27 protein-coding genes and 2 pseudogenes are annotated in these 26,351 nt (G+C 52.7%); 9 read left to right on the top strand and 20 right to left on the bottom strand.

Annotation, left to right across the window (positions count from 1 at the left end):
- Window positions 1–6: 6 nt before the first annotated feature.
- The 3 genes from gntK to AC4PCC_RS01205 form a co-directional block, all read right to left on the bottom strand.
- Window positions 7–546, bottom strand: coding sequence for a gluconokinase (gntK, locus tag AC4PCC_RS01215; protein WP_492126153.1), 540 nt, complete (start codon window positions 544–546; stop codon window positions 7–9).
- A 317-nt stretch (window positions 547–863) separates the two neighbouring features.
- Entirely contained in the window at window positions 864–1,859 is a 996-nt protein-coding gene (gntR, locus tag AC4PCC_RS01210) for a gluconate operon transcriptional repressor GntR (protein WP_492126152.1), read from the bottom strand.
- 96 nt (window positions 1,860–1,955) lie between these two features.
- Window positions 1,956–2,651 (bottom strand): pirin family protein, encoded by a 696-nt coding sequence (locus AC4PCC_RS01205; protein ID WP_067699941.1) that lies wholly within the window; start codon window positions 2,649–2,651, stop codon window positions 1,956–1,958.
- A 349-nt stretch (window positions 2,652–3,000) separates the two neighbouring features.
- Here AC4PCC_RS01205 and AC4PCC_RS01200 point away from each other — a divergent pair, with 349 nt between their 5' ends.
- Window positions 3,001–3,495, top strand: a complete 495-nt coding sequence (locus AC4PCC_RS01200) for a GNAT family N-acetyltransferase (RefSeq protein ID WP_492126151.1) — start codon at window positions 3,001–3,003, stop codon at window positions 3,493–3,495.
- A gap of 125 nt (window positions 3,496–3,620) precedes the next feature.
- Here the strand turns inward: AC4PCC_RS01200 and ggt are convergent, their stop codons facing one another.
- Window positions 3,621–5,354, bottom strand: a complete 1,734-nt coding sequence (gene ggt / locus AC4PCC_RS01195) for a gamma-glutamyltransferase (protein ID WP_492127606.1) — start codon at window positions 5,352–5,354, stop codon at window positions 3,621–3,623.
- A 170-nt stretch (window positions 5,355–5,524) separates the two neighbouring features.
- Between ggt and AC4PCC_RS01190 the strand changes: the two genes are divergently transcribed.
- Both AC4PCC_RS01190 and AC4PCC_RS01185 read left to right on the top strand, forming a co-directional pair.
- Window positions 5,525–5,818: a DUF2756 domain-containing protein gene (locus AC4PCC_RS01190; protein ID WP_067699951.1), complete on the top strand. Its 294-nt coding sequence runs from the start codon at window positions 5,525–5,527 to the stop codon at window positions 5,816–5,818.
- A 5-nt stretch (window positions 5,819–5,823) separates the two neighbouring features.
- Window positions 5,824–6,303 (top strand): DUF4056 domain-containing protein, encoded by a 480-nt coding sequence (locus AC4PCC_RS01185; RefSeq protein ID WP_492127605.1) that lies wholly within the window; start codon window positions 5,824–5,826, stop codon window positions 6,301–6,303.
- A gap of 70 nt (window positions 6,304–6,373) precedes the next feature.
- On the opposite strand, the gene AC4PCC_RS01180 is transcribed toward AC4PCC_RS01185, so the two are convergent.
- Both AC4PCC_RS01180 and AC4PCC_RS01175 read right to left on the bottom strand, forming a co-directional pair.
- Window positions 6,374–7,762 carry an MFS transporter gene (locus tag AC4PCC_RS01180; RefSeq protein ID WP_492126150.1) on the bottom strand — a complete coding sequence of 463 codons (1,389 nt, stop codon included), beginning with the start codon at window positions 7,760–7,762 and terminating at the stop codon, window positions 6,374–6,376.
- Window positions 7,763–7,864: 102 nt separating this feature from the next.
- Entirely contained in the window at window positions 7,865–9,037 is a 1,173-nt protein-coding gene (locus AC4PCC_RS01175) for a M20 aminoacylase family protein (RefSeq protein WP_492126149.1), read from the bottom strand.
- A gap of 242 nt (window positions 9,038–9,279) precedes the next feature.
- On the opposite strand from AC4PCC_RS01175, the pseudogene AC4PCC_RS01170 reads away from it, so the two are divergent.
- The 5 genes and pseudogenes from AC4PCC_RS01170 to AC4PCC_RS01150 form a co-directional block, all read left to right on the top strand.
- Window positions 9,280–9,459, top strand: a pseudogene (locus AC4PCC_RS01170) (integrase core domain-containing protein); the annotation flags it as partial.
- A gap of 316 nt (window positions 9,460–9,775) precedes the next feature.
- The gene (locus AC4PCC_RS01165; RefSeq protein WP_492126148.1) at window positions 9,776–10,387 is read left to right on the top strand and encodes a trimeric intracellular cation channel family protein; all 612 of its coding nucleotides are present in this window, start codon (window positions 9,776–9,778) and stop codon (window positions 10,385–10,387) included.
- 26 nt (window positions 10,388–10,413) lie between these two features.
- Window positions 10,414–10,800 carry an S-type pyocin domain-containing protein gene (locus AC4PCC_RS01160; RefSeq protein WP_492126147.1) on the top strand — a complete coding sequence of 129 codons (387 nt, stop codon included), beginning with the start codon at window positions 10,414–10,416 and terminating at the stop codon, window positions 10,798–10,800.
- Window positions 10,801–10,804: 4 nt separating this feature from the next.
- A complete protein-coding gene (locus tag AC4PCC_RS01155) occupies window positions 10,805–11,059 on the top strand; it encodes a hypothetical protein (protein WP_492126146.1) in 255 nt (84 codons plus the stop codon).
- Between the two features lie 324 nt (window positions 11,060–11,383).
- Window positions 11,384–11,887: a DUF4158 domain-containing protein gene (locus tag AC4PCC_RS01150; protein WP_492126145.1), complete on the top strand. Its 504-nt coding sequence runs from the start codon at window positions 11,384–11,386 to the stop codon at window positions 11,885–11,887.
- Window positions 11,888–11,968: 81 nt separating this feature from the next.
- On the opposite strand, the pseudogene AC4PCC_RS01145 reads toward AC4PCC_RS01150, so the two are convergent.
- The 11 genes and pseudogenes from AC4PCC_RS01145 to AC4PCC_RS01095 form a co-directional block, all read right to left on the bottom strand.
- Window positions 11,969–12,139, bottom strand: a pseudogene (locus AC4PCC_RS01145) (Rpn family recombination-promoting nuclease/putative transposase); the annotation flags it as partial.
- Window positions 12,140–12,526: 387 nt separating this feature from the next.
- A complete protein-coding gene (gene ugpQ / locus AC4PCC_RS01140) occupies window positions 12,527–13,270 on the bottom strand; it encodes a glycerophosphodiester phosphodiesterase (RefSeq protein ID WP_492126144.1) in 744 nt (247 codons plus the stop codon).
- Complete coding sequence (locus tag AC4PCC_RS01135) at window positions 13,267–14,340, bottom strand: sn-glycerol-3-phosphate import ATP-binding protein UgpC (RefSeq protein ID WP_067699961.1); 1,074 nt, start codon at window positions 14,338–14,340, stop codon at window positions 13,267–13,269. The genes ugpQ and AC4PCC_RS01135 overlap by 4 nt, the downstream gene beginning before the upstream one ends.
- Before the next feature lie 3 nt (window positions 14,341–14,343).
- Window positions 14,344–15,189: a sn-glycerol-3-phosphate ABC transporter permease UgpE gene (gene ugpE / locus AC4PCC_RS01130; protein ID WP_492126143.1), complete on the bottom strand. Its 846-nt coding sequence runs from the start codon at window positions 15,187–15,189 to the stop codon at window positions 14,344–14,346.
- Window positions 15,186–16,073 (bottom strand): sn-glycerol-3-phosphate ABC transporter permease UgpA, encoded by an 888-nt coding sequence (gene ugpA, locus AC4PCC_RS01125; protein ID WP_492126142.1) that lies wholly within the window; start codon window positions 16,071–16,073, stop codon window positions 15,186–15,188. The genes ugpE and ugpA overlap by 4 nt, the downstream gene beginning before the upstream one ends.
- A 68-nt stretch (window positions 16,074–16,141) precedes the next feature.
- On the bottom strand, window positions 16,142–17,464 hold the full coding sequence (gene ugpB / locus AC4PCC_RS01120; protein ID WP_492126141.1) for a sn-glycerol-3-phosphate ABC transporter substrate-binding protein UgpB: 1,323 nt from the start codon (window positions 17,462–17,464) through the stop codon (window positions 16,142–16,144).
- Between the two features lie 199 nt (window positions 17,465–17,663).
- Window positions 17,664–18,365 carry a high-affinity branched-chain amino acid ABC transporter ATP-binding protein LivF gene (livF, locus tag AC4PCC_RS01115; protein WP_492126140.1) on the bottom strand — a complete coding sequence of 234 codons (702 nt, stop codon included), beginning with the start codon at window positions 18,363–18,365 and terminating at the stop codon, window positions 17,664–17,666.
- Window positions 18,366–18,375: 10 nt separating this feature from the next.
- On the bottom strand, window positions 18,376–19,140 hold the full coding sequence (gene livG, locus AC4PCC_RS01110; protein ID WP_492126139.1) for a high-affinity branched-chain amino acid ABC transporter ATP-binding protein LivG: 765 nt from the start codon (window positions 19,138–19,140) through the stop codon (window positions 18,376–18,378).
- Window positions 19,137–20,411 (bottom strand): high-affinity branched-chain amino acid ABC transporter permease LivM, encoded by a 1,275-nt coding sequence (locus AC4PCC_RS01105; protein WP_492126138.1) that lies wholly within the window; start codon window positions 20,409–20,411, stop codon window positions 19,137–19,139. Before AC4PCC_RS01105 ends, livG begins: the two co-directional genes overlap by 4 nt.
- The gene (gene livH, locus AC4PCC_RS01100; RefSeq protein WP_492126137.1) at window positions 20,408–21,334 is read right to left on the bottom strand and encodes a high-affinity branched-chain amino acid ABC transporter permease LivH; all 927 of its coding nucleotides are present in this window, start codon (window positions 21,332–21,334) and stop codon (window positions 20,408–20,410) included. Before livH ends, AC4PCC_RS01105 begins: the two co-directional genes overlap by 4 nt.
- A 93-nt stretch (window positions 21,335–21,427) precedes the next feature.
- Window positions 21,428–22,543: a branched-chain amino acid ABC transporter substrate-binding protein gene (locus AC4PCC_RS01095; protein ID WP_492126136.1), complete on the bottom strand. Its 1,116-nt coding sequence runs from the start codon at window positions 22,541–22,543 to the stop codon at window positions 21,428–21,430.
- Window positions 22,544–22,930: 387 nt separating this feature from the next.
- Between AC4PCC_RS01095 and panM the strand changes: the two genes are divergently transcribed.
- Window positions 22,931–23,326 carry an aspartate 1-decarboxylase autocleavage activator PanM gene (panM, locus tag AC4PCC_RS01090; RefSeq protein ID WP_492126135.1) on the top strand — a complete coding sequence of 132 codons (396 nt, stop codon included), beginning with the start codon at window positions 22,931–22,933 and terminating at the stop codon, window positions 23,324–23,326.
- Window positions 23,327–23,581: 255 nt separating this feature from the next.
- On the opposite strand, the gene rpoH is transcribed toward panM, so the two are convergent.
- From rpoH to ftsE, 3 genes are all read right to left on the bottom strand, one after another.
- Window positions 23,582–24,436, bottom strand: coding sequence for an RNA polymerase sigma factor RpoH (gene rpoH, locus AC4PCC_RS01085; protein WP_492126134.1), 855 nt, complete (start codon window positions 24,434–24,436; stop codon window positions 23,582–23,584).
- 262 nt (window positions 24,437–24,698) lie between these two features.
- A complete protein-coding gene (gene ftsX / locus AC4PCC_RS01080) occupies window positions 24,699–25,691 on the bottom strand; it encodes a permease-like cell division protein FtsX (protein ID WP_492126133.1) in 993 nt (330 codons plus the stop codon).
- A complete protein-coding gene (ftsE, locus tag AC4PCC_RS01075) occupies window positions 25,681–26,349 on the bottom strand; it encodes a cell division ATP-binding protein FtsE (RefSeq protein ID WP_492126132.1) in 669 nt (222 codons plus the stop codon). The genes ftsX and ftsE overlap by 11 nt, the downstream gene beginning before the upstream one ends.
- Window positions 26,350–26,351 lie beyond the last annotated feature (2 nt).

Below are 26,351 nucleotides of genomic sequence, written 5' to 3'. Positions count from 1 at the left end.
GGCAGCCTATTGAGTCTTATTGATTGCGCCGTTGATGGTGGTAATGGTGTTCGCCACAACCTCATCCAGCGTCTGATTAATGTCTACAACCAGCACGTCGTGCTCGTCGCCTGCGGGCTCTTCCAGCGTGGCAAACTGCGTCACCAGCATCTGTGGCTTAAAGAAATGACCTTTACGCGCACGCAGGCGCGATTCGATGGTGTCGAATTCTCCACGCAGATAAACAAATGAAAGGTTTTCATTACCCTTACGCAGAATGTCCCGGTAGCTCTTTTTCAGCGCAGAACAGACGATCAGTGAGACAGCATTGGTGCGCTGCATCGCGAATGCCGCATCGTTAATTGCCGTCAGCCAGGGTTTACGATCGTCATCGTTCAGCGGATGCCCTTCAGACATTTTCTCAATGTTCGCGCGAGGATGAAGGAAATCACCGTCGAGGAAAGCCGCTTTCAGCTGGTGCGCCACGGCATTGGCAACGGCTGATTTGCCGCTTCCGGATACGCCCATCAGCACAAAAACGTGATTGGACAAAGGGGATGTTTTCATGAGTGTTGCTCCGGCAGGTAATTCTCGTGACCCGGCTGATTCACAGTTCGCAATCAGGTTCTGGGTGTTATCGGTAACATTGTCTGGTGGCGCGCCTGCCAGGGCAACAGCTGTGGAGGAAAAAGCTGGTATCTGTGAAGTGGTTCAAACAATTGACAGTTTAGGAACAATTTCGCACAAAGGATCAAAGCAGCAGGGGGGCAGGCTATTCGCAGATAAATCAGACCGACAGGTAGGCAGCTTATTCGCAGATAAATCAGACCGACAGGTGGGCAGCTTAATGCTGCCCCTTCAGGCACAGGAATCAACAACGGGGGTTAAATGCTGCCCCCTTCGAAAAGGGTGAAGCCCACATTTATCGGCTCCGCCTCGGCGTGGTCACCGCGGATCCTCGCCAGCAGCAGCGCAGCCGACGCCTTTCCCATCTGCTCACGCGGGGTCATGACTGTCGCTAACTGCGGGGTGACTACCTGGGTAATATCGTGTCCGTGAAAACCCGCAATCGCCATATCCTGCGGTACGCGTAATCCCTGCCGCTGGCATTCAAACATCGCGCCGACTGCCAGATCGTCATTGGTACAGAACAGGCTGTCGGCATCGGGATAGCGTGTCTGAGCCTCTTTTAACAGCAGGCCGCCCATTGAGAACGATGACGCCTCTTCCATCATCACGCTGCGTGGGGTCAGTTCAGCTTCCCGCATCGCCAGCTCGTAGCCCTGATGCTTAAGCAGGGTACGCTCATCCAGCCGGGCGCCCAGATAGACCGTATTGCGGTGTCCCTTATGCAGAATGGCCCGCGTCATCTGGCGGGCGGCCTCAACGTTGTCAAAACCGACTGCCATATCCACACAGGGAGAGATGCAGTCCATCATCTCCAGCACCGGTATGCCTGCCGTTTCGATCATGCGCAGGCTCGCTGGGGTATGGGTGCGTTCGCTCAGAATCAGCCCGTCAATATTCCAGCCCAGCAGCGAGCGGATTTGCAGCTCTTCCTTTTCAGGACTGTAACCAAAGTGGCCCAGCATGGTCTGGTAACCCGCCGCATCGGTAACCGCTTCAATACCGCGCAGTACATCGGCAAATACCTGGTTAGTCAGCGAGGGCAGCAGTACGCCAATCGCCCTGCTGGTGGCGTTTGAAAGAATGTCCGGCGCCCGGTTAGGAATGTAGCCCAGCTCATCCAGCGCTTCAGCAATGCGGATTTGCAGGGCGGCAGAAACCCGCTCAGGGTTGCGCAGATAGCGGCTCACGGTCATTTTGGTGATGCCCACGCGATCGGCAACATCCTGTAGCACCGGTCTTTTTTTCTTCATGGTTATATCAGGTCATGGAGGGAGATAGGGTGAGTGTAACAAAACTGAAGGGAAAACGGTGCAGGGCGCGGATAACCGCGCCCAAAGTGTGACGGATCAGACAGGAGGGAGATCGAACAGCAGGATTTCAGCCTCGCTGGCGGCATTGATGCTCAGCAGTTCCTCATCCCAGATGGCAAACGCATCACTGGTAGATGCCGCCGCGCCGTTAACGGTGACATCACCCCTGACCACCTGGATCCAGATGCGACGACCCGCATCTACCGTAGCACTCCCCTGCTCGCCCGGTTTAAATGCCCAGCGAGAGAGCGTCATGTCCTGAAAAACCTTCAGCGAACCGTCGCGCGCATCCGGTGACAGCACCAGCTGACGTCCCTGTACGTCATCGAAACGGCGCTGTGCGTATCGCGGTTCAATCCCGGTTTCCTGCGGGATGATCCAGATCTGATACAGGTGCAGCGGTACCTCTTCACTGGCGTTGTATTCAGAGTGACGCACGCCGGTACCGGCACTCATAATCTGAAACTCACCCGCCGGGATCTGCTCTTTATTGCCCATGCTGTCTTCGTGCTCAACGGTACCGGAGAGCACGTAGGTGAGGATCTCCATATCTTTGTGCGGATGGGTACCAAAGCCCTGTCCGGCATCGATCACATCTTCATTAATAACCCGCAGCGCCGAGAAGCCCATAAAATCAGCGTCATAATAATTAGCGAAGGAGAAGGTGTGATAGCTGTCCAGCCAGCCGTGATTAGCGTGCCCGCGCTCCTGTGCCTTACGTATATAGATCATATTCAATCCTCTTCAATATTTTAAGCCAGTCTGCACCGGTTATGAACAGGTTGATAGCGGAGAAAATTGTCTTCTCTGTTCAAATAATTCGACAGAGTAAAGCCGTGCTTTTCAGGCATTTTGATGTGGAGAAATGACGGGCAAAAAAAAAGCCAGCACCCGAGCTGGCTAAGTAATACCGGAAGCAATGTGAGCAATGTCGTGCTTTTCCGACCGGTCCGTGAAGCCCATGTCGAAAACGCATGACAATAATAATCATTATCATTCGCGTCTGTAAAGTATTTTTCTTGATTTTATTGTCAATGCCCCTGATGTTTAAGGGAATTACCCGTTTAAAAAAGGAGATAAAATGAGTGAGATTGTGATTCGTCATGCCCTGAGTGGCGATGCCGCCGCCCTGCATCGCATCCTGAGCCAGCCAGAAACCTATGCCGACACGCTGCAAATTCCTCACCCCTCACTCAAGCTGTGGCAGGAACGCGTGGAAAATACTCCTCCTGGCACGCAGCGGCTGGTGGCCTGTATTGATGGTCAGGTGGTGGGCGATCTCACCCTGGAGGTTTACCAGCGGGCGCGGCGTCGCCATTCCGCTACCTTTGGTCTGTGCGTGGATTTTCATCATCGCGGGAAGGGCGTTGCACGGGCATTAATGCAGGAGATGATTAATCTCTGCGATAACTGGCTGAGCGTCGATCGTATTGAGCTGACGGTGTTTGCGGATAACGCCCGTGCGATCGCGCTGTATCAGCATTTTGGTTTTGAAACCGAAGGGCTTGCACGACGCTTCGCCGTACGCAACGGTCAGCAGACCGATGCCCTCTATATGGCCCGCCTGAAGAAGTAAGTCCTTCGGGTCGCTTCTCTTCTGCCGGTGAGGTAAAAGAGCAGCGACGGCAATCCGGACGCCGTCGCTGTTGGTCAGACGTACCCGTTTGGCAGAAATGAGCACGTCATTCGGCAGGAGTTAGGTTAATACCCGGCCGTCAGGTCATCAATCGCGCGCGGATCGGAGGCGCCATAGAGTATACCGTCCGGGCCGATCATAATGCTCTGGGTGCTGCCCATGGTTGGCATGACTTTCACATGCTGTCCTCTGGCTTCCAGCAGCTTCAACGTATCAGGGCTAAATCCTTTCTCCACGCGCAGCTGATCGGGCAACCACTGATGGTGGAATCGGGGTGCATTGGTCGCTTCGGCGACGTTCATGCCGAAATCAATACTGTTCACGACCATTTGCAGCACGGTGGTAATGATGCGGCTGCCGCCAGGGCTGCCCGTCACCAGCCAGGTTTTCCCTCCCTTCGCGATGATGGTCGGTGACATAGATGATAGCGGTCGTTTATAAGGCTGTACGGCGTTGGCTTCACCGCCGACCAGGCCATAAACGTTCGGTGTGCCCGGTTTAGCGGAGAAGTCATCCATCTCATTATTCATCAGGATGCCACTGTTGCCCGCGACGATCCCGCTGCCAAAATAGGTATTCAGGGTGTAGGTGACCGCCACCGCATTCCCCTGCTTGTCCACGACGGAGAAGTGAGTGGTCTGGTTGCTCTCGTAGGGGGCCAGCTTGCCCGGCTTTATTTCTGCGGAAGGCCGTGCCTTATTCACGTCAATTTTCTGCGCCAGCGATTTAGCATATGCTTTGCTGGTCAGCGCCTGCCACGGCACCTTAACGAAGTCGGGATCGCCAAGATATTCAGAGCGATCGGCGTAGGCATATTTTTCTGCTTCGGCCATCACCTGCATTGCATCTGCGCTTCCGAAGCCCATTTTCGCCAAATCGAAGTTTTCGAGAATGTTCAGGATCTGCACGATATGGATCCCGCCAGAGGACGGCGGCGGCATGGAATAGACTTCATATCCACGGTAGGTGCCGCTGATGGGCTTGCGTTCAATGGCCCGGTAGTTCGCCAGGTCCGCCTTGCCAATCAGGCCACCGTGGGCCGCCATTTCACTGGCGATCTGGTCGGCTATTTCACCTTTATAAAAGGCTTCAGGTCCCTGCCTCGCAATCAGCGTCAGGCTGTGCGCCAAATTTCGCTGTACCAGCGTTTCGCCACGCTTCCAGGGCGTTCCATCCGGGCGGTAAAAGATTGCCTTACTGTTGGGATGATTTATCAACACCTCTTTGCCATAGACGTTAAGATCGTCTGCCAGCGCTTCGTCAACCACAATCCCTTTACTGGCTAACGCAATGGCCGGTGCGATCAGGCGGCTGAGCGGCAGCGTACCGTACTCTTTATTCGCCAGCGCCAGGCCTGCAACCGTACCGGGAACGCCGGAGGCCAGGGGCGAAGTCAGCGATTTTTTACTGTCGGCATTACCCTGAGCATCAAGGAACATATCGCGGCTGGCATGGGTCGGTGCCATTTCGCGGAAATCGATGGCCGTGGTGTGTCCGGAGGCGGTGCGCAACAGCATGAATCCCCCGCCACCAAGATTTCCAGCCTGAGGGTGGGTCACCGCCAGCGCATAGCCTACGGCAACGGCGGCATCAACGGCGTTACCGCCCTGTTTTAGAATGTCCACGCCTACCTGGGTTGCCAGGGCGTCAACCGACGATACCATCCCGTGCTGTTCCTTAACCGGGTGGAACGTATCCGCTTCCACGCCATAAGAAACGGGCGCTGCCGCAGGAGCGGCCGTTGCGCCCTGTAAAAATAACACACTCACTATCAGCGATCCTGCAAACCGCCCCATCATGCCCTGTCTGCTCATTTATACCCCTTAACATTATTATTTACGTTTATTTACCCAGGCTAAGTGTGCACGAAATAACAGAAAAGGCGAAGTCTCGTCTAAATCAGTCAACTCCTGGAGTGACGCAGGTATGTCTGGGATATAATTAGGTATCGAAACAAGGAGGGCGTTTTATGAAATGGCTAATCATTTTTGCCGCACTGGCACCGCTAAGCGGCATGGCAAATATGCTAAACAACACCAACGATCCCAATCAGCCGGGGTATAACCCGAGCACGCAGCGCGTTCAATCCCAGATGCAGACGCAGCAGGCTCAGCAGCAGCTCAAGCTGCAGGCCGATCAGCAGCGCCAGAGCCAGGATCTACAGCGTAAAGTTCAGGAGCAGCGTAACAGCGCTTCGCAGCGTATTTTAAAATCGCAGCCGGGAAGCAATACTCAACCTCCGGTGCAGCAGAACAGCAACTAATATTGATGGAGTATCTGCCGGGAATATATTTTTGTGCAGATACTCCTGTTATTTTCTCCGCCGTTTCCTCTACGGCTGAATTTAATCATGCAATGCCCACCATACTTCGGGAGGCATTGCATGAACTGGGGGCCGTCTCTGCTCAGAAAACCCGCGAACACTTTGATGATGACCGGCAACTGTGTGATAGCAGGCGTTATCTGCCTGAGAAATTCCTCGTCCTTACCCGTAATTATGATACGGGCGATTCTCGGTTCCCGACGCCTATCCCTGGTGAAACCGCTACGCCTCTTGCTCTGATGTTGCCACATATTGTTGAGGGTATTTCCCTTTCATCGCTTGGGGAACTTGAATTGTGGCCAGGTAAGCATATGGCCAGATTGCCAAAATCTGACCACTATTGTACTTTCCGCGATTATCCTTTTCTGGCACACCATGCTCAGCAGCAAGATGATATTGAGTTGTTTGCCTACCAAATAAACTAATGCCACTTTTAAGGTGGCATTAGTTTACCGGATGCTTGATAAGCTATATTTATTGCTCTAAGTTTAAGTATTACTCCTGGCGTTTAGGCATCATAACAATGATGAAAAATAACGCGAGTAAACAATAAACTACATTTACCAATAAACCAGCTGAAGCTGCTTTTGATATCCCTGTTGGGGCCAGAACGGTGTAAACAGAAGAAGCAATAGCTAAGCCAAAAGCCGCGCCTAATGAACTCGCCATTTTATAGATCCCGGAAGCTACGCCTACTTTATCTACCGGTGCCGCTGATACGGCGATATCTGTGGAAGGGGTAGCGTAAATACCCAGACCAATTCCAAAGAGAATATAGCCAATAAAAACGGCGATAATATACATAATGTTAGATAAGAAGGTTAACGCCATTACGGCGATCCCCGCCATGGCAATTACCGAACCGATCAGCATTGGGATTTTAGCACCGACTTTTTGTAGTATTTTCTCTCCTACTCTTATCATGACTAACACTGAAATCAAATATCCTATTGTTAACATCCCTGCCTGAAAGGATGTATAGCCACGTCCCTGTTGTACATAAATGCTTGAAATTAGTAGCGTGCCAGCGGCGGCGTTGAGGAAAAAATTGGATACTGTGGCTGCACTATATGTTTTTATTTTAAATAAAGAGAAATCGATAAACCCTTTGTCTTTTTTCTTACCATCAATATGGAAGAAAAAATAAATAGAAATTAAGAAAACCACAAATAAAATTATTGTTACAGGACTAAACCAACCAAGCGAGTCCCCCTTGGTTATAAGAAGGTTGACAGAGAATAGCGCGATAATGAAAAAAAACAAGCCCAGGTAATCAAATTTATTGTCATTTTTATTTTTACTTTTACTTTCTGGCGTTCCTTTGATGAGTAGCATGCCAATAATTGAGATGATAATTGAAAATACGAAAATATAATGCCAGTCTGAGTAAGTCGCAATGGCTCCCCCGGCTAAGGAGCATATACCCGAACCGCCCCATGAACCTATGGACCAGAAGCTCAACGCTCTTTGTCTCGCCTCTCCGCTGTAGTATGTTTTCATTAATGCTAAGGTCGCGGGCATTATGCATGCTGCCGATATTCCTTGGATAACCCGCCCTAACAAAAATACAATTTCTTCTTTTGCCAAAAGCACACACAGGCATCCAATTATACTAAGTATAAAACCAATGTTTGTGATCTTAACTCTTCCCCATTTATCTGAAAATCCCCCAGCAATAACAATAAAACAACCAGAAAAAAGGGCTGTTGAACTAACAGCAAGATTAAGGGATCCTAATGGAATATTAAGGGAGCTTTGGACAGAGGGGATGATATTTACCATTGATTGAGCAAATAACCAGAAAGTCAAAACTCCCAATACAATTCCTAGTATTAACTTATCGCCCCCCTGATATTCGGATGTCGCAGTGTTATCTAAATTCATATTTAGACCTTTATTTATATAAAGTTAAAAATCCATTAGAGTTTGAGTAGACTCATCTTTACTTTACATTCTGTAATAGAGTTTACTCAAAATCATGATTTTTTATTTCAGATACGTTTCTGTTAATGCACACCAAAAAGAAGCAGCAGGAGTAATGATTTCATCTTTGAAAATATAATTAGGATTATGAACCATGCAACAGTCAGATTCATCTCCATTACCCACTACTAAATAACAACCGTCAGGGTGCTCTTCCAACATAAAAGCAAAATCTTCGCTTCCCATAAGTGGGGGAGTGTTAATATGTACCTTGTTTTCTCCGAACATATTTTTTGCGACTTGAATTGCGAGTTCTGTTGCTTCATTCCCATTAACTAATACCGGGCTACCATTTATGTGTTTTACTTCGGCCGTTGCTCCGAAACTCTCTGCTTGTAGCTTGGCGATCTCTGTTATACGTTTAAGTAACATTGTACGAATGTCGGGATGCAAGGAGCGTATGGTTAGTTTCATCAAAGCCTTACCGTTGATAACGTTAGGTGCATCCCCTGACTGGATGCAGCCTACTGTAATAACAGCTGCTTCCTGCGGTGGAACATTTCTGGATACAATACTTTGTAAAGCTGTTGCGATATAGCACGCCGTTAAACCAGCATCCACACATTTTTCAGGCATCGCGCCATGTCCACCAACACCGCTTACTTCGATATGTATGGTATCGGATGAGGCCATCATAGCCCCTTTTCGGAAATAGAATTCACCAGTTTTTAAACCAGGCATATTATGTAACGCGAAAATTTTATCGCATGGAAAGTTCTTAAATAAACCGTCCTCGATCATTACACGGCCACCATAAAGCAACTCTTCTGCCGGTTGAAAAATTACATGTAATGTACCATCAAAGTTTTTTGATTTAGCCAGATACTCTGCAGCGCACAATAGGATAGCTGTATGACCGTCATGCCCACATCCGTGGAATTTTCCAGGAACAGCGCTAATCCAAGGCTTATCATTCTTCTCAAGGATCGGTAGGGCGTCTAGATCAGCGCGTAGACCTAAACGTTTAGTACCAGTACCCATTTTCAGAGTACCCACTACGCCTGTTTTAGCTAACCCACGGTTGACTTCATAACCCCATGACGTCAATAGGTTTGCGACTAAATTGCTTGTGTTCACCTCCTCAAAACCCAACTCTGGATGCTGATGAATTTTGCGTCTAATTGCAGTATATGTTTCCTGTTTTGCCTGAATTGCTTTAATTATTTTACTCGTCATGCTCTCAATCCTCACATTAATTTATATTAACAGAAATTTAATGAATGCTGTTTTTCAATGAAGTTTTTTAAAGCGGAAATAGCACATTCGATGATAACCGTAATTAAATACACTGAAATCAGCATTGCATCTTTAAATTCAAATGGTGTGACATAAAGTGCTTAAGCTGTAAGTATCCCACCCAAACGGCCCATTCATTTGCATCTTTAAATTAAAATGGTGTGACATAAAGTGCTTAAGCTCGGACAGAAATACTGGATTTTTACCTGTTCAGAACACTGAATGAAGTACGAGAAATAACGGAACGCTGGCTGAATGAGTACAACAGTGAGCGACCTCATGAGTCCCTGAATAACCTGATACCGGAAGAATACCGGCTGATGGCTGAGAAACCGGAAATCTCAAAAAGTGCCTGGAACTAAAGCTGGGATACTTACAAAGCCACCTAAATAAATATTTGGAGTTATTTGGTAATAATGCTGTGTGTATATCTTAATCAAATTTTATAAAGTTTATTTTTTATCGATTTTTTAGATAAGTAACTAAGAATTTTCCTTGCGTTCACGTACCATGTGAAAATTTACAATGCAATGATAGGGGGCATCAAAATGTGTTTTAAAAAAATATCCGTAGGCAGTCAAAGAGTATATGTACAATGTAAATAATAAATAAAATTAGAATTACTCCCCACTTAGGTAGTAAAATGATAATTTCAGACAGGAACTTTATGGTGACGATATGGAATCAGCTTTATTTTTCTCTATTGATTTAACTGGGGCCTTTGTTTTTGCTTTAAGCGGAGTGCTCGCGGCAATCCATCAGAAAATGGATATTTTGGGATTGTTTATCATAGCGTTTGTAACAGCGTGCGGAGGGGGCATCATTCGTGATATCTGTATCGGCTCCTTACCTCCTGCCGGCATGATTAATTTTGAGTATTTGGTGGTAATCTTCTTTGCTGTAATATTAGGGGTTAGTTTTCATAAAGCGTTACTTAAAATCACACAGCCAACCCTTTTTTTTGATGCGATAGGATTAGGTTTCTATGCAGCCTTCGGCGCTCATAAGACTTACTTGCTTACTCATAATATCGAGCTAGCTATTCTTTTGGGAGGCATATCTGCAGTTGGAGGTGGGATCATTCGTGATGTACTGATGGGGCATATTCCCATGATATTAACTAAGGAGATTTATGCTTCAGCTGCCTTACTTGGCGCCTCTATCCAAATGTGTGGAGAAATGCATTACATCAATAATCATTATAGCCCCTGGATTGCCATCTTTTTTTGTACTCTATTGCGTATGTTATCGCTTAAATTCAAATGGAACCTTCCGTCAATAAAACCATGATTAAAATTCATTCATAAGAGGCAGGCGTGCCGTCGCGTACCATCCTGACCAGTCCGGCGGATGCGCCGGGGGCTGAAGGCCCGACCATTCTGACTGGGCCGGAGGTGGTGGCGCATACCGGCGGCTCGGTGCAGATGCCTGACCGCCCGACGGTGACGACCTACCCGAAACCGGAGGAGGTTATCCGGGACACCATCATCGTGTTCCCGGCGGACTCAGGGCTGAAGCCGGTCTATACGGTGTTCAACAAGCCCTATGGGGAGACAAACGTGAAAGGCCAGTACAGCGGGCGTGACTACAACGCGGACAAGGCCGGCGATCCGGTTCAAAACCTGGACTGGAAAGGGGCCACCATTGACCGCGACGGCGTGGACAGGGTGAAACTGCATACAGGGCGGTTTGCTGAATTTTAAGTCTATGATTGAAAAAGAAAGTGTTTACGATGTCGTGTCGTTCTTCGCTGGTTCCACAAAAGGAATTGGTTATCCTCAGTTGGATAATTTTTTTGTTCGTTACCGATTTGATGTTGTTGGAAATGGAGAATTATTGAAAGTTTTTGAAGAAATGCGCAGAAATGGGGTTGTCGAGTGGGGCGAAAAAATGCTTGTTAAAAAAGGCCCGAACTGGAAAGCCCCCGTATTTGTGACCGAAAAAAAGTACGGTATCGAATAACCTACAGACCTTTCTGATAAGTGCGTTTTAACAGCGTCCGGCACACGTGGGTTTGCCGGACGTTTTCTTTGATGGTGAGTTTCCAGCCAGACTGATTTCCGGTGATAGTAGTGCATCTCACGCCGCCACAGGTCATTTTGAATAGCCAAAAACAAACCGGCCAATTTACATCAAAGATTGCTATTTATTGATTTTCTGGCAGAGCAACTGCATATTAAGAGCGACAGTGAGAAGGTTAATATATATAACTCAGGAAAGCAGCGCTGACAACATATAAATGAAATCACATAAATATAGGGTTACACGGAGTTTACTGACACCCGCGTGGCATTTTCACTGCCCCGCTGGTTATATTCTTTATGCTGGACCGGAACGAGTCGCCCGGGTATTATTTTTGAAAGATGCACCGGATGGCTTTTATCACATAAAGTCCTGGTACCCGGATATTCGTTGCTCGGACGCTATATAGCCCGATTACGCAGCAGGGTTGAAAACCGGCTCGGGTATTCACTGGCAGTTTGCATTGATGACTCTCAGGCAAAACGGCTTCTGGAGCTTCTTTCGGTGCCAGCCGGGAGCCGCTATTCGTTACTCGATCAGTTACGTACCGGACCCACTAAAGTGAATGCCACATCACTGGTGCAGGCCATAGGCCGCCTTCAGACACTACGTAACCTGGGAGTGACATTACCAGCAATTACGCCAGTTTTGGATACCCGTATTGCTGCCCTGGCACGTTATGCCTCAACGGCCAAAACGACAGCGCTTCAGCGCTTACCAGAAAAAAGAAAACTGGCTACGCTTGTTGCATTCTCCTGCTGTTCGTGATAATACCTTCAATATCATTCCCGAAGATGTACTGAAACATGCTAACGGCGTTCGCTGTTCCGCTGCTCCCCAAACCCCAGGATCATCCTCAACAAATGAGCCCGACTCCAGCTTCAGCGTGTTGAGATCGCAAAGTTCGCGCAGCGCTACCGGAAGGTGGGTTTCAATAAAATCACGGGCATTTTCCGGCTGCGCCAAAAACTGGCGGAATACGGCATCGTGGGGCATGGGAGTGCTTGTTTTCTTTTTCACGGACGGGTCGCCTCTGGCTATGAATAGCCACAATATGATCACCCACCCTTTGTGAAAAATATTAACCTGAAACTATTAGTTAATATCAGGAAACGAAATTTATACCAATATTAACCTCAAGGGAAAGAGAAAGAAAAAAGTGTTAAATTTAAGGTAAAAAAGTTGAAAGTTGAAAGTTGAAAGTTGAAAGGATATTTATCTTCTATTGGCGTGAATATGCTCTGGATATTTAATATTATACACCCCCCCATGCCCTCCATTCATGACCGCGAAAATAATGAAGTCTTCACGCCAAACGTAATAATGACGGTCTGTAGAGAAGGCGTAGCCACAACCGATCATTGACGGGCCTGCCGTCCGCCCTGGCAGACCCCTTTAATAAAAGGGTCAGCTAAAATCCGGCCCCAACAGATCGATGCGATCGGTACAAATCGCATCTACTCCCCAGCTCAACAACGTTCGCGCCCGTTCTGGGTTGTTCACCGTATACACCAGCACGCGCAGCCCCGCCGCTTTCAAAACCGCGACCCGCGCTTCATCCAGAATTTTATGATTAAGATGAATGGAGATGCAGTCAAGATCCTGTATTAGTAAGAGCCAGTCCGCGCGCCACTCATGCAGCAGCAAGCCCCGCGGAAGCTCGGGTGCGGCCTGCTTTGCCGCTTCCAGCGCCTGAGTGGAAAATGAGGAGAGCAGCGGTGGGATCTGCGTATGCCAGAAGTCACGCGCCGCCACCGCCACCGCATGACCGGTTTCAGCGTCAAGGCCGGTCGTCGGTTTGATCTCGATATTCGCCATCATCTGATATTTCGCGCAGCGCTCAGCAACCTCCGCCATAAGCGGCAGCCGTTCATGAGCAAAAGCCTTGCTAAACCAGCTGCCGGCATCCAGCTGCAAAAGTTTTTCCCACGGAAGCTGCCCCGCGAGGCCCCAGCCATTGCTGGTGCGGTCCAGCGTGTCATCGTGCAGCAGAAATATTTCGCCATCGAGCGAAAGCTTTGCATCAAACTCAATCATTTTGTGCCCCAGCCTGGCCGCCGTATCAATACCGACTAAGGTATTTTCCGGGGCCAGCTTACCGCCGCCGCGGTGGGCGACAATGTGAGGATAGGGCCAGATGTCATACGTCATTCGAGTCGTTGTCCGTTACTGGTATCAAAGAAATGAAGCGCGTCAGGCGGCAGATGAAGCCAGAGCGTGCTGCCCGGCACAGGCCGCTGATCGTGCGGCAGACGTGCTATCACACGACTACCCGCCCATCGACCATGGGCAAGATTATCTGCCCCCAGCATCTCCAGCGACTCCACCACCATCGGCAGGCCACCTGCCGATGCCGTAGAGAGCTTAATATGCTCCGGGCGGATACCCAGCGTCAATGCACGCCCTGCCCAGCCACTTTTCTGTTCCACCAGCGGAAGAGAAAAATCACCGGACATCACCAGCTGCGTCCCTGACGCATTGATCACCCCCTCCAGCAGGTTCATCGCGGGCGCGCCGATAAAACTGGCGACAAAGCGCGTTGCCGGGCGCTCGTAGATCTCTACCGGCGTACCCAGTTGCTCCAGCACACCACTGTTCATTACCATCACCCGCTGCGCCAGCGTCATGGCTTCGACCTGATCGTGCGTAACATACAGGCTGGTCGTGTTCAGACGACGATGAAGCAGCTGTAGCTCCAGCCGCATCTGCACGCGTAGCCGGGCATCCAGGTTGGATAAAGGCTCATCGAAGAGAAACACGGCAGGCTCGCGGACGATGGCCCGTCCCATCGCCACCCGCTGACGCTGTCCGCCGGAAAGTTCCCGTGGACGGCGGTCCAGCAGCGCCTCAAGCTCCAGGCTGCGCGCCGTGTCGAGTACGCGCTGGCGTATATGCGTTTTGCCCATGCCGCGAATTTTCAGGCTGTAGGCCATATTCTCCCCGACGCTCATATGCGGATAAAGCGCATAGTTTTGAAACACCATCGCGATACCCCGGTCTTTCGGCTCCCGATCGGTGACGCGCTGGCCATCGATATAAATATCGCCGCTGGTGACCCGCTCCAGTCCGGCCACCATGCGCAGCAGGGTCGATTTACCGCAGCCGGATGGCCCCACCATCACCATAAATTCGCCGTCATGTATGGTCACGTTAAGCGGCTGAATAATCTGATTTTTACCATCATAGGACTTGGTTACAGCCTGAATACTGACTTCTGCCATCGTTTATTTCTCTCTCTCAACCAGCCCGCGCACAAAGGCGCGTTGCATCAGTAAAACCACAGCGATGGGCGGTAACATGGTCAGCAGCATCGCTGCCATCACCAGGTTCCAATGGGTCGCGCCATCCCCACTGCCAATCATGCTACGAATACCCGCCACGGCTGTACCCAGGCGGGTATCGTTAACGATCAGTAGGGGCCACATATATTGGTTCCAACCGTAGATAAAGGTCATGACGAACAGCGCCGCCAGGTTGGTTTTCGACAGCGGCAGCACGATGTCACGGAAAAAGCGCATCGGACTGGCGCCGTCAATGCGTGCTGCTTCAACCAGCTCATCGGGGAGCGTCATAAAGAACTGACGAAACAGGAAGGTGGCGGTGGCCGACGCCATCAGCGGCAGCGTCAGCCCCTGGTAGCTGTCGAGCATATCCAGCCGGGCGATCACCTCCACCGCCGGAAATATGCGCACCTCAACGGGCAGCATTAGCGTGATAAAGATCATCCAGAAAAACAGACCGCGCAGCGGGAAGCGAAACCACACCAGTGCGAAGGCTGAAAGCATTGAAACCGTGATTTTTCCGGCAGTAATGCTTAGCGCCATGATGGCGCTGTTCATCAGCATGACGCCAAAGGGCGCACTGTTGTGGGCCACGCCGTTATGCCAGATATCGACAATGTTGTCCCAGAGGTGCTGCCCGGGGATCAGGGTCATCGGCACCTGAAAGACTTCACTGCTGTTAAGCGTGGCGGCAACAAAGGCCACATAGAGCGGGAACAGCACCGTCAGTACACCAACTACCAGCATAATATGGCTAAAAATCGTCAGCCCGCGTCGATTCTCAATCATTGATAGCGCACCTTTTTCTCCACGTAGCGGAACTGAATCACCGTCAAAATAATCACCAGTACCATCAGCACCACCGACTGCGCGGAGGAGGAAGAGAGGTCGAGACCGGCAAATCCTTCACGATAGATTTTATAAATCAGGGTGGTGGTGGACTGAACCGGCCCGCCTCCCGTTGCAGCGTCAATCACCGGGAAGGTATCGAAGAAGGCATAGACAAGGTTCACCACCATCAGGAAAAAGCCGACGGGTGTAATCAGCGGCAGGGAGAGCTGAAAAAAACGCCGCACCGGCCCCGCACCATCAATGGCAGCCGCTTCGTTCAGCGACTGGGGAATTGACTGTAGCGCGGCAAAGAAAAACAGAAAGTTGTAGCTCATCTGCTGCCAGACGGAGGCCAGCACCACCAGAAACATCGCCTGCCCGCTATTTTGCGCGTGGTTCCAGCTGTAGCCGAATTGACCCAGTAGCCACGTCACCAGACCCTGGCTGGGGCTGAATAAAAACATCCACAGAACCGCCGCGATGGCCGGGGCCACCGCATAAGGCAGCAGAAAGAGCGTCTGCCAGACAGGCTTCATACACAGAACATGGTTCACCAGCGCGGCGAAGAACAGCGATACCGTCAGACCGATAGCCGTCACCAGGCCGCTAAAAATTAGCGTGGTCGAGAATGATGCGAGGTAGCTGTCGTCACCGATCAGACGGCGAAAGTTTTCCAGACCGACGAAGGTGCTGGTAATGCCGAAAGGATCGACATTCTGTACCGAATACCACAGCGCTTCACCCGCAGGCCAGAGGAAGAAGACTATCGTTATCAACAGCTGCGGCAGCACCAGTAAATAAGGCAGCCAGCAGGAACGGAACACGGGGCGAGAAGAAGACATAGCGTTACTCTGAGAAAGGGCGCTTAATGCCCGCGCGTGGGCGTGGCCGCGGGCGGAGGCGGAGGCGGCTACTGCCTGACCGTCTGTTCGAAACGACGCAGCTGCTGGTTACCGCGTAGTACCGCGTTATCCAGTGCGGCCTGCGGCGTTTTCTGACCCGTCCAGACCCCTTCCAGCTCCTCATCAATCAGGGTGCGGATTTGCGGCATGTTGCCCAGACGCATTCCCCGGGTAAACGGCAGCGGCGGTTTGTTGAGCATCTGGCGGGTAGCGGTTTCGGTTCCGGGATTTTTGTCATAGAAACCCTGCTGACGGGTCAGCTCCCATGCCGCCGTGGTAATCGGCAGGTAGCCGGTTTTCTGGTGCCATTCCGCAGCAATTTCCGGCTGGGCCAGGAACTGCATAAATTCAGCGACCCCTTTATACGTTTCAGCATCCTTGCCCTTCATGACCCACAGGCTGGCACCGCCGATCATGGCGTTCTGCGGGGCATGGGGAACGGAGGCATCGTAAGGCATCATGCCTGTGCCGTAGTTAAAGCGGGCATAATGGCGGATATCAGCCAGCGAGCCGGACGAGGCGGTCGTGATGCCGCAGTCGCCGTTATAGAATTTAGCCGTGGACTCATCTTTGCGGCCAAAGTAGCTGAACTCGCCCTTTTTGTTCATCTCTTCCAGCATGGCGATGTGCTGCACCTGAGCCGGTTGATTAAACACCAGCGCTGCATCGGTGCCGTCAAAGCCGTTATTTTTAGTCGCCACCGGCAGGCCGTGCCAGGCGCTGTAGTTTTCAATCTGAATCCATCCCTGCCAGCCGCTGGCGTAGCCGCAGGTCATTCCCGCTTTACGCAGCGCGGCGGCATCCTGCTGTAACGCCTGCCAGGTTGCTGGCGGCTTGTCCGGATTCAGGCCGGCCTTTTTGAACGCATCTTTATTGTAATAGAGCACTGGCGTGGAGCTGTTGAACGGTTGTGAAACCAGATGGCCGGTTTTGGCGTCGCTGTAATAGGCGGCGACCGTGGGCACAAACTGCTTCTCATCAAAGGGGATCCCGGCATTTTTGAAGACGTCATAGACTGGCACAATGGCTTTTGACGCCATCATCGTTGCCGTACCCACTTCGTAAACCTGAAGGATCGCCGGGGCCTTGCCCGAGCGCACGGCAGCAATACCCGCCGCCAGGCTCTGTTCATAGTTGCCTTTCCAGGTCGGGACAATTTTATATTCCGGGTGCGATTCGTTAAAACGCTGAGCCAGTGAATCGACCTCTACGCCCAGATCGCCCTGCATCGAATGCCAGAAAGGGATCTCGGTTACGGCTAACGCCTGCCCGCTGAGGGTCAGCCCCACCAGCATGCTGAGTGCAGTATGACGAAATGATCGTGATGGCATAGTGGTTTCCTGTTCCCGGGGTAAGGTGCGCAATAGCGCGCACTAAAGGTATCCGGCAGGTAACATGACATGGAAAAATGTCAGAAAAATAACGGGATGATGACGGTGAGGTGACAGCAGAGTGACGCACTGACGCTGAATGCAGCTCACGCTGCGGTAAAAAGGCCAGCCTGCTGGCTGGCCCTGGGGGACGGGCTAATCAGCCGCCGAGGTAGGCGCTTCTGACCGCCTCGTTAGCCAGCAGGGCGTCGCCGCTGTCCTCCAGCACCACGCGACCGTTCTCCAGCACATAGCCGCGATCGGCCAGCTTTAGCGCCTGATTGGCGTTTTGCTCAACGAGGAAAATCGTCATGCCCTCCTGCCGCAGCTGTTCGATGGTGTCGAAGATCTGCTGGATAATAATGGGCGCGAGGCCAAGGGAAGGCTCGTCCAGCAGCAGCAGACGCGGCTGGCTCATCAGCGCCCGGCCAATCGCCAGCATCTGCTGCTCGCCGCCGGACATGGTCCCCGCACGCTGCGTCCGGCGCTCATACAACCGCGGGAAGAGCGCATAGACGCGCGCGATCAGGGTCTGATACTGCTGGCGAGCGGCAAAAAAACCGCCCATTGCCAGATTTTCCTCCACCGTCATGCGGGCAAATACGCGCCTTCCTTCAGGAACAATGGCAATCGCCTCGCGCATAATGCGCGCGGTCTGCCAGCTGGTTATGACCTTATCATCAAAAATGATGTTACCTTCGGTGGCGCGTGGCTCGCCGCACAGCGTGCCCAACAGCGTAGTTTTACCTGCCCCATTGGCGCCGATGAGCGTAACGATCTCGCCCTGGTTAATATGCAGGCTAACGTCGTGCAGCGCCTGGATTTTACCGTAGTGGGCACTGATATTTTGCAGAGATAGCATTGGATTCACCTTATGCCTCCCCTAAGTAAGCGCGGATCACATCCGGGTTGCTACGGATTTCATCCGGCGTACCGTTCGCCAGCGGCGTACCCTGGTTAACCACATAAATCCGGTCGGAAATGCCCATCACCAGCTTCATATCGTGTTCAATCAACAATACCGACACCTTATGTTCACGTCGCAGCTCGGCGATAAGCGCGTCCAGCTCATGCGTTTCGTTTGGGTTCAGCCCCGCTGCGGGCTCATCCAGCATCAATATTTCCGGCCGGGTTACCATACAGCGGGCAATCTCCAGTCGGCGCTGCTGACCGTAGGCGAGGTTGCCCGCCTGACGATTGGCGAGCGCCAGCAGGCCGACGCGTTCAAGCCACGTCGCCGCCCTGTCCAGCGCTTCGCTCTCCGCGCGACGGAAAGCGGGCGTTTTTAACAGTCCGGCAAATACCCCGCTTTTCAGATGTTGATGCTGGGCGACCAGCAGATTTTCAATTACCGTCATCTCACGGAACAGCCGTACGTGCTGGAAGGTGCGTACGATGCCCATTCGGGCAATTTTTTGTCCCGCCAGGCCCGCCAGCTCGCGATCGCGCAGCCTGATGCTGCCGCCCGTCGGCCGGTAAAAGCCGGTCAGGCAGTTAAAGACGGTGGTTTTACCCGCCCCGTTTGGGCCAATCAGCGAAACGATCTCCTGTGGGCGCAGCTCCAGCTCGACATTGTTTACGGCAAGCAGGCCACCAAAGCGCATCATCAGGCCGCTTACGGACAATACCGGCGTCATACGGCATCTCCTTTTTCCACGCTTTTCAGCTTGAGATGCGGTCGCTTCATCGGCAGCAGCCCCTGCGGGCGCCAGATCATCATCAGCACCATCAGCCCGCCGAGCACCAGCATGCTGTACTCGTTCAGATCGCGCATCAGCTCGCGCGAAACTACCAGCAGAACGGCCGCGAGGATCACCGCAAACTGCGATCCCATCCCGCCCAGTACCACGATAGCCAGCACGAAGGCAGACTCCGCGAAGGTGAAGGATTCCGGGCTGACAAACCCCTGGCGGGCGGCGAACAGGCTGCCGGCAAATCCCGCAAAGGCCGCGCTGATGGTAAAGGCGGTCAGCTTGATGCGCGTTGGGTTTAGCCCCAGGGAGCGACAGGCAATTTCATCCTCGCGCAGCGCTTCCCAGGCGCGACCCAGCGGCATCCTCAGCAGCCGGTTAATCACGAATAGCGTCAGTACCACCAGCAACAGCGCCACCATATAGAGGAAAATAATGCGATCGCTCGGATCATATTTCAGTCCAAAGAAATGATGGAAGGTATCCCAGCCGCCATCGCGTACGCTGCGGTTAAATTCCAGTCCGAACAGCGTTGGCTTAGGGATCTGGCTGATGCCGTTGGGACCGCCGGTAATCTCAGTATTATTGAGCAGCAAAATACGGACGATTTCCCCAAAGCCGAGCGTAACAATTGCCAGATAATCCCCGCGTAGCCGCAGTACCGGGAAGCCAAGCAGCAGCCCGAACAGTGCCGTCACCAGCCCGGCCAGCGGCAGACATTCCCAGAAGCTCAGTGCGTAATAGTGATTAAGCAGCGCAAACGTGTAGGCACCGATGGCGTAAAAGCCGCCGTAGCCCAGAACCAGCAGGCCTGACAGACCCACCACCACGTTCAGCCCCAGACCCAGCATCACATAAATCAGCGTCAGCGTGGCGATATCCACCGTGCCGCGCGTCACCAGGAAGGGCCAGGCAATGGCGGCAATGAGCAGCAGCAGCATAAACAGCTGCTGCTTTCGCGTTGAACCGTCGATCCCCGGCAATACCAGCGACGGCGCAGAGACTTTTTTCAGGCCGTGCTGTAGCAGTGGGCGCAGCAGCTGAAAGAAGAAGACCACCGCACAGCCGATTGCTATCCAGTTCCAGCGCACGCTTCCGGCGTTGTTGACCACCAACCGGGTGCCGTCCAGATCCAGGCGCATGCCCATAAAGAAAGCGGCCAGCAGCACCAGCATCGCGGCGGAGGCCAGGGCGTTAAGCAGGTTGAGGTGTTTCATACTTTCTCCACCTCCGGACGCCCCAGGATACCGGTCGGCATGACCAGCAGCACCACGATCAGCAGCGCGAAAGAGACCACATCCTTGTATTCCGTGCTGAGGTAAGCCGAGGTCAGCGCTTCGGCAATACCGAGGATCAGCCCACCGACCATGGCCCCTGGAATACTCCCTATTCCGCCCAGCACCGCAGCGGTAAATGCTTTCATCCCGGCCATAAAGCCAATGTAGGGGTTAATGACGCCGTAAAACTGGCCCAGCAATACACCCGCCACCGCCGCCATGGCGGCCCCGATAACAAACGTCAGGGAGATGACGCGATCGGTGTTAATGCCCAGCAGGCTGGCCATTTTCAAATCCTCGGCACAGGCGCGGCAGGCACGACCCATCCGGGAATAGCGGATAAACAGCGTCAGCGCCAGCATCGCCACGAAGGTGACCAGCCAGATAACGACCTGCATCGTTGAGAGCGTGGCGGAAAAACCGTTACTTTCGCCCAGCGTCCACTGACCCGTTATCAGGCCCGGCAGCGCAAGGTCGCGCGATCCCTGAGTAAGGCTGACGTAATTTTGCAGAAAAATGGACATGCCGATGGCAGAGATCAACGCAATCAGCCGTTTTGAGGATCGTACCGGACGGTAGGCAACGCGTTCGATGCTCCAGCCGTACGCGCTGGCAATCACGATGGCGACGATAAATCCGGCACCAATCAGCATCCAGCCGACGTCGATCCCCATCATCATCAGCGCAGCAATCACAATAAAGGAGACGTAGCTGCCAATCATATAGACTTCGCCGTGGGCGAAGTTGATCATCCCGATGATGCCATACACCATGGTATAGCCAATGGCGATCAGCGCGTAGGTGCTGCCTAACGTTACGCCATTGAACATCTGTTGCAAAAAATAGAGGAGCTGCTCGGACATACCTGAGTACCTTACTTCTTCCCGCGTCGGCGGAGAGAATAAAAACGCCTGGCATCTGAACAGGCTGGCCGGTGTGTTGGCCAGCCGCCGGTTTTATTTCACCGCCGTGGAGGAACCGTCAGCATGCCACTGGAATATGCCAAACTCGAACCCTTTGAGGTCCCCTTTCGCATCCCAGCTCAGGTCGCCCATCACCGTGGGCACGGGCGCACCCTCCTTCAGGTTTTTCGCAATGTCCGCCGGTTCTGCGCTCTTACTGCGCGTCATCCCGGTAGTCAGCGCCTGGAGCGCAGCGTAGGTGGTCCAGACGAATGGCCCGGTAGCGTCGAGTTTTTTCGCCTTAAGCGCATCAACAATCGGCTTGTTTGCAGGCTCCTGATCGTAGCGCTTCGGCAGCGTCACCAGCATCCCTTCGGAAGCCGCACCCGCGATATTCGACAGCGATGAGTTGCCGACGCCCTCAGGCCCCATAAACTGCGTTTTCAGACCGGCTGCGCGAGACTGACGAAGGATCTGTCCCATTTCCGGATAGTAACCACCAAAATAGACGAAATCGACGTTCTCTTTTTTCAGGCGGGCCACCAGGGTGGAGAAATCTTTATCTCCTGCGGTGATCCCTTCAAACATCACCACGTTGCCGCCAGATTTTTTCAGGCTATCCTGCACGGAACGCGCCAGGCCTTCACCGTACTGCTGCTTGTCGTGGATTACGGCGATCCGCTGCGGTTTAACCACGCTGAGGATATATTTCGCCGCAGTCGGCCCCTGATCGGAATCCAGCCCGGTGGTGCGCATAATCATTTTATAGCCGCGGGTGGTCAGCTCGGCGCTGGTTGCCGCGGGCGTGATCATTAGCACACCCTCATCTTCGTAGATATCCGACGCAGGCTGGGTGGAAGAGGAGCAGATGTGGCCGATCACGTAGTGAATGCCGTCGTTGATCACTTTGTTTGCCACGGCCACGGCCTGTTTGGGGTCGCAGGCGTCGTCATATTCAACGCCAACCAGCTTGTCGCCGTTGACGCCGCCTTTTGCATTAATGTCCGCGATGGCCTGCTTCGCGCCGGTGAACTCCATATCGCCATACTGCGCAACCGGACCCGACATGGCTCCGACAATAGCCACTTTAATCTCTTTCGCTACCGCCGCCTGACTCATTGCCAGCGCAATGCATCCTGCCAGCAGCACGCTACCTTTAACGATTTTCATCCTAGACTACCCCGCCTGTTGTGTTTGCTATTTTTATAGCCATCGCATCTACGTAAAACGCTTTAGGAATAAGGCGTTAGGAGATTTCAGGCCATTTTATTAATAATTCTTTATTATCAGTCCATTAAACAGGAGTTTTCTTCTGCAAAGCAACTGACATATTAAGAAAACTCTGCCCTTAACGGACGTATTCACTGGCAGAAACGGTGGCTTAGTAAGCAGTCATCCAGCGCATTATGCTGGCTTTCCGGTGATTATTTAAGCTTATCTCTGCCGGAGTGGCGCGTCACAGAGCGAATGCTTTGTTTTCAGATTAGCAAAAGTTAAACTGTCCTTTATCTGGGATTTTAGATAAACCAGGCCTTTCACCTCGACCCGATCGGAATTATGAAACTTACCATTATCAGACTGCACCACTTATCTGCGCAGGACCGACTGGACCTGGGGAAAATATGGCCCGGCACTTCGCTGGATGCGCTGGAGAGGGGGCTGGATGAGCAGCATCAGCTTTACGCCGCCACGTTCAATGAGCGCCTGCTTGCTGCGGTCAGGCTGACAATTGAAGGCGCGCATGGCGAGCTTGAAGCATTGATGGTACGTGAAGTGACGCGTCGTCGCGGCGTGGGGAGTTATCTGCTGGCCGACACCCTGGCACAGAACCCGGCGGTGACGCGGTGGAGGATGGTAATGAATGACGATAGCGATCCTGAGGTTATTGCGGCCTTTATGCATCAGGGCGGATTTGTGCCTGCTGATGGCGGCTGGGTGCGCCTTCGTAAATAAACAGCCTGAGCCAGTCCTTTCTTTAACGAATAGCGCGCCAGTCAATTTTTTGCACGCTGCCCTCTACGCTAAAAAGGGTAGAGGAACCGGATGATATGCTGTTAATGCATGTCAGCCTGGCTAAATAATAAAGTGCTGGAGTGACTCAGAGGATTACAAATGGGTCGGAAGGGGTTAGGGCGGTGCGATGGGTTCAGATCATCGCCCCTGGTGGGGCGATGATTCACTTAGCGCGGATGTTCCAGGCGACGCTTCTCAGGCTTCGATAGCCACGCGCAGCTTTTTCATCGCGTTCTTTTCAAGCTGACGCACGCGCTCGGCGGAAACGCCATATTTATCGGCCAGCTCCTGCAGCGTGGTTTTATTATCGCCGTCCAGCCAGCGGGCACGAATAATGTCCTGACTACGCTCATCCAGACCCAGCATGGCGTCACTCAGCTTATCAGCAGCGTGTGCATCCCAGTTGTCCTCTTCAATGCCACCGGCAAAGTCAGATGACTTGTCCTGCAGATAGAGCATCGGTGCCATTGAGCGGCCTTCACCTTCGTCATCAGGCGTCGGGTCAAAGGTCATATCCTGAGCCGCCATACGCGACTCCATTTCCAGTACGTCTTTGCTGGAAACACCCAACTCCCGGGCCACCATTTCGACCTCTTCCTGATTGAACCAGCCTAAACGCTGCTTAGCCTTACGCAGGTTAAAGAACAGCTTACGCTGTGCCTTGGTGGTCGCAACCTTGACGATACGCCAGTTACGCAGCACGTATTCGTGGATCTCAGCTTTGATCCAGTGAACGGCAAAGGAGACCAGACGAACGCCCACTTCCGGGTTAAAGCGGCGTACGGCTTTCATCAGGCCAATATTGCCTTCCTGAATCAGATCAGCCTGCGGCAGGCCGTAGCCCGAATAGTTACGAGCAACATGAACAACAAAGCGCAGGTGAGACAGGATCAGCGTCTTAGCTGCATCCAGATCGCCCTGGTAATGCAGCCGTTCAGCCAGCGCTTTTTCCTCTTCTGCCGTCAGCATAGGCCAGGCATTGGCGGCCCGGATGTAGGAATCCAGGTTGCCTAAAGGAGCAATAGCTAAAGTTTGCATTTCTTTGGTCATTCAAACCCTCTCTGTAATAAGCATTATTGCTGTGCCATTCCCTGCACAATTCACCAGACTACGTGAACGCGGGTCATAAGTTAAAGCAATCCGTGCTACTTCGACTGCAAAGTTATCCACAAGTTCACTTTTATGTGTGCATAAATTAAACACAGCTTCTGGCAGACTGGAGCCGAGGCGGGAAGACGCTGAAACTCACGCTTCCTCTGCGGCTTTACTCAAACAGCAGAGGAAGATTATAACAAAAAATCGTGAAAAGGGGTTACTGCGGCGTAAATCGACGTAAATGTTGTACCGTCGCGAGCCAGGCCGCGATCCAGCCAATCATGGCAGAAATCAGCAGCAGCAGCAGGCTCTCGTCCCAGGCCAGGCCGTGCAGGTTGAAGGTGGTGCCAAACACGGCGGCAACCTGCGTGACGACGGACTCCAGACGGAATACCAACACCTCCGACAGCACCAGCGACAGCAGCGCCCCGGTAAAGCCGAGCAGGGCACCGCCGTACAGGAATGGCCGCAGGATAAACCCGTCGGTCGCGCCGATGAGCTTCTGCACGTTGATGGTGTCGCGACGGGCAAAAATGCTGAGCCGCACGCTGTTACCGATGACCAGAAACACCGCCACGATCATCAACACGCCGATCATCGCTGCAACCTGCCCTACCAGACCGGTCAGCGCCGCCAGCCGGGCGAACCAGCTATCATCCATTTTCACTTCGTCGATACCCTGCACCTTCGCCACGCGATCGCGCAGATTATTCATGGTGTCAGAGTTCTGGAAATTCAGCTTAGGCGTGATAATCGCCACCGCGGGTAGCGGGTTTTGCTCCAGCATATCCATGGCGCCGCCAAAGCCGGACCAGTTACGAAACTCGCCCATCGCCTCTTCGCGTGACAGGTAATTCACCTTGTCCACGCCGTCCTCTTTTTTCAGCTGAGCCACCACGTTTTCCGCTGCGTCATCATCCAGCGTCTTGCTGAGATAGACGGTCAGCTGCGGCGCGGGATACCACTGTTCAGCGGCCTGGCTAACGTTTTTCCACACCATAAAACAGACGCTCGGCAGGGTGAGGGAGATAGCGATCACCATCACCGTGAGCAGCGTGGCCAGCGGCTGACGCCACATGTCCGACAGCGAGCCGCGCAGCGCATAGCGCCACTGCTCCTGCCACCCTCCCTTCAACGCCTGACTTTTAGAGGGCTGTTTTGGCTTCGTGGTTTTTGGCGCCGGTGCGCGGGTATTGCGTTTATTGGCCACCTTGACCTCCGTGTAAACGTCCCTGATTGAGGCTCATCAGGCGGTAATTACGCCGGGCGATCAGCGCCTGGTCATGGGTGGCCATCAGCACCGTGACGCCAACGCGGTTAAACTCTTCAAACAGACGCAGAATGTCTTCCGACAGCGCATCATCCAGATTTCCGGTAGGCTCATCGGCCAGCAGAACGGCGGGCTTGTTCACCACCGCACGGGCGATGCCTACCCGCTGCTGTTCACCGCCGGAGAGCTGGATTGGATAACTCTTCGCTTTGTCCAGCAGGCCCACTTTATCCAGCGCAGCCGATACGCGACGGCGGATATCTTCACCGCTCGCCCCGGCAATAATCAGCGGGATCGCCACGTTGTCATAGACCGAGCGGTCCATCAACAGATGGTGATCCTGAAAGATCATTCCAATCTGGCGGCGAAGGAAAGGGACTTCGCTGCTTTTCAGGCGGCTGATGTCGTGCCCGCTGAACCAGATATGCCCGGCGCTGGGACGTTCAATGCCGCAAATAAGTTTCAGCAGCGTACTTTTCCCCGCCCCCGAATGCCCGGTCAGAAACGCCATTTCCCCCGGACGCAGATGGAAATCTACCCCCTGAAGCGCTTGCCGACCGCCGAGATAAGCCTTACTGACCTCTTCAAAGCGAATCATCC

This window comes from Erwinia sp. L03-1 (assembly GCF_058686115.1).
This window is presented reverse-complemented; position numbering and strand designations above follow the sequence as displayed.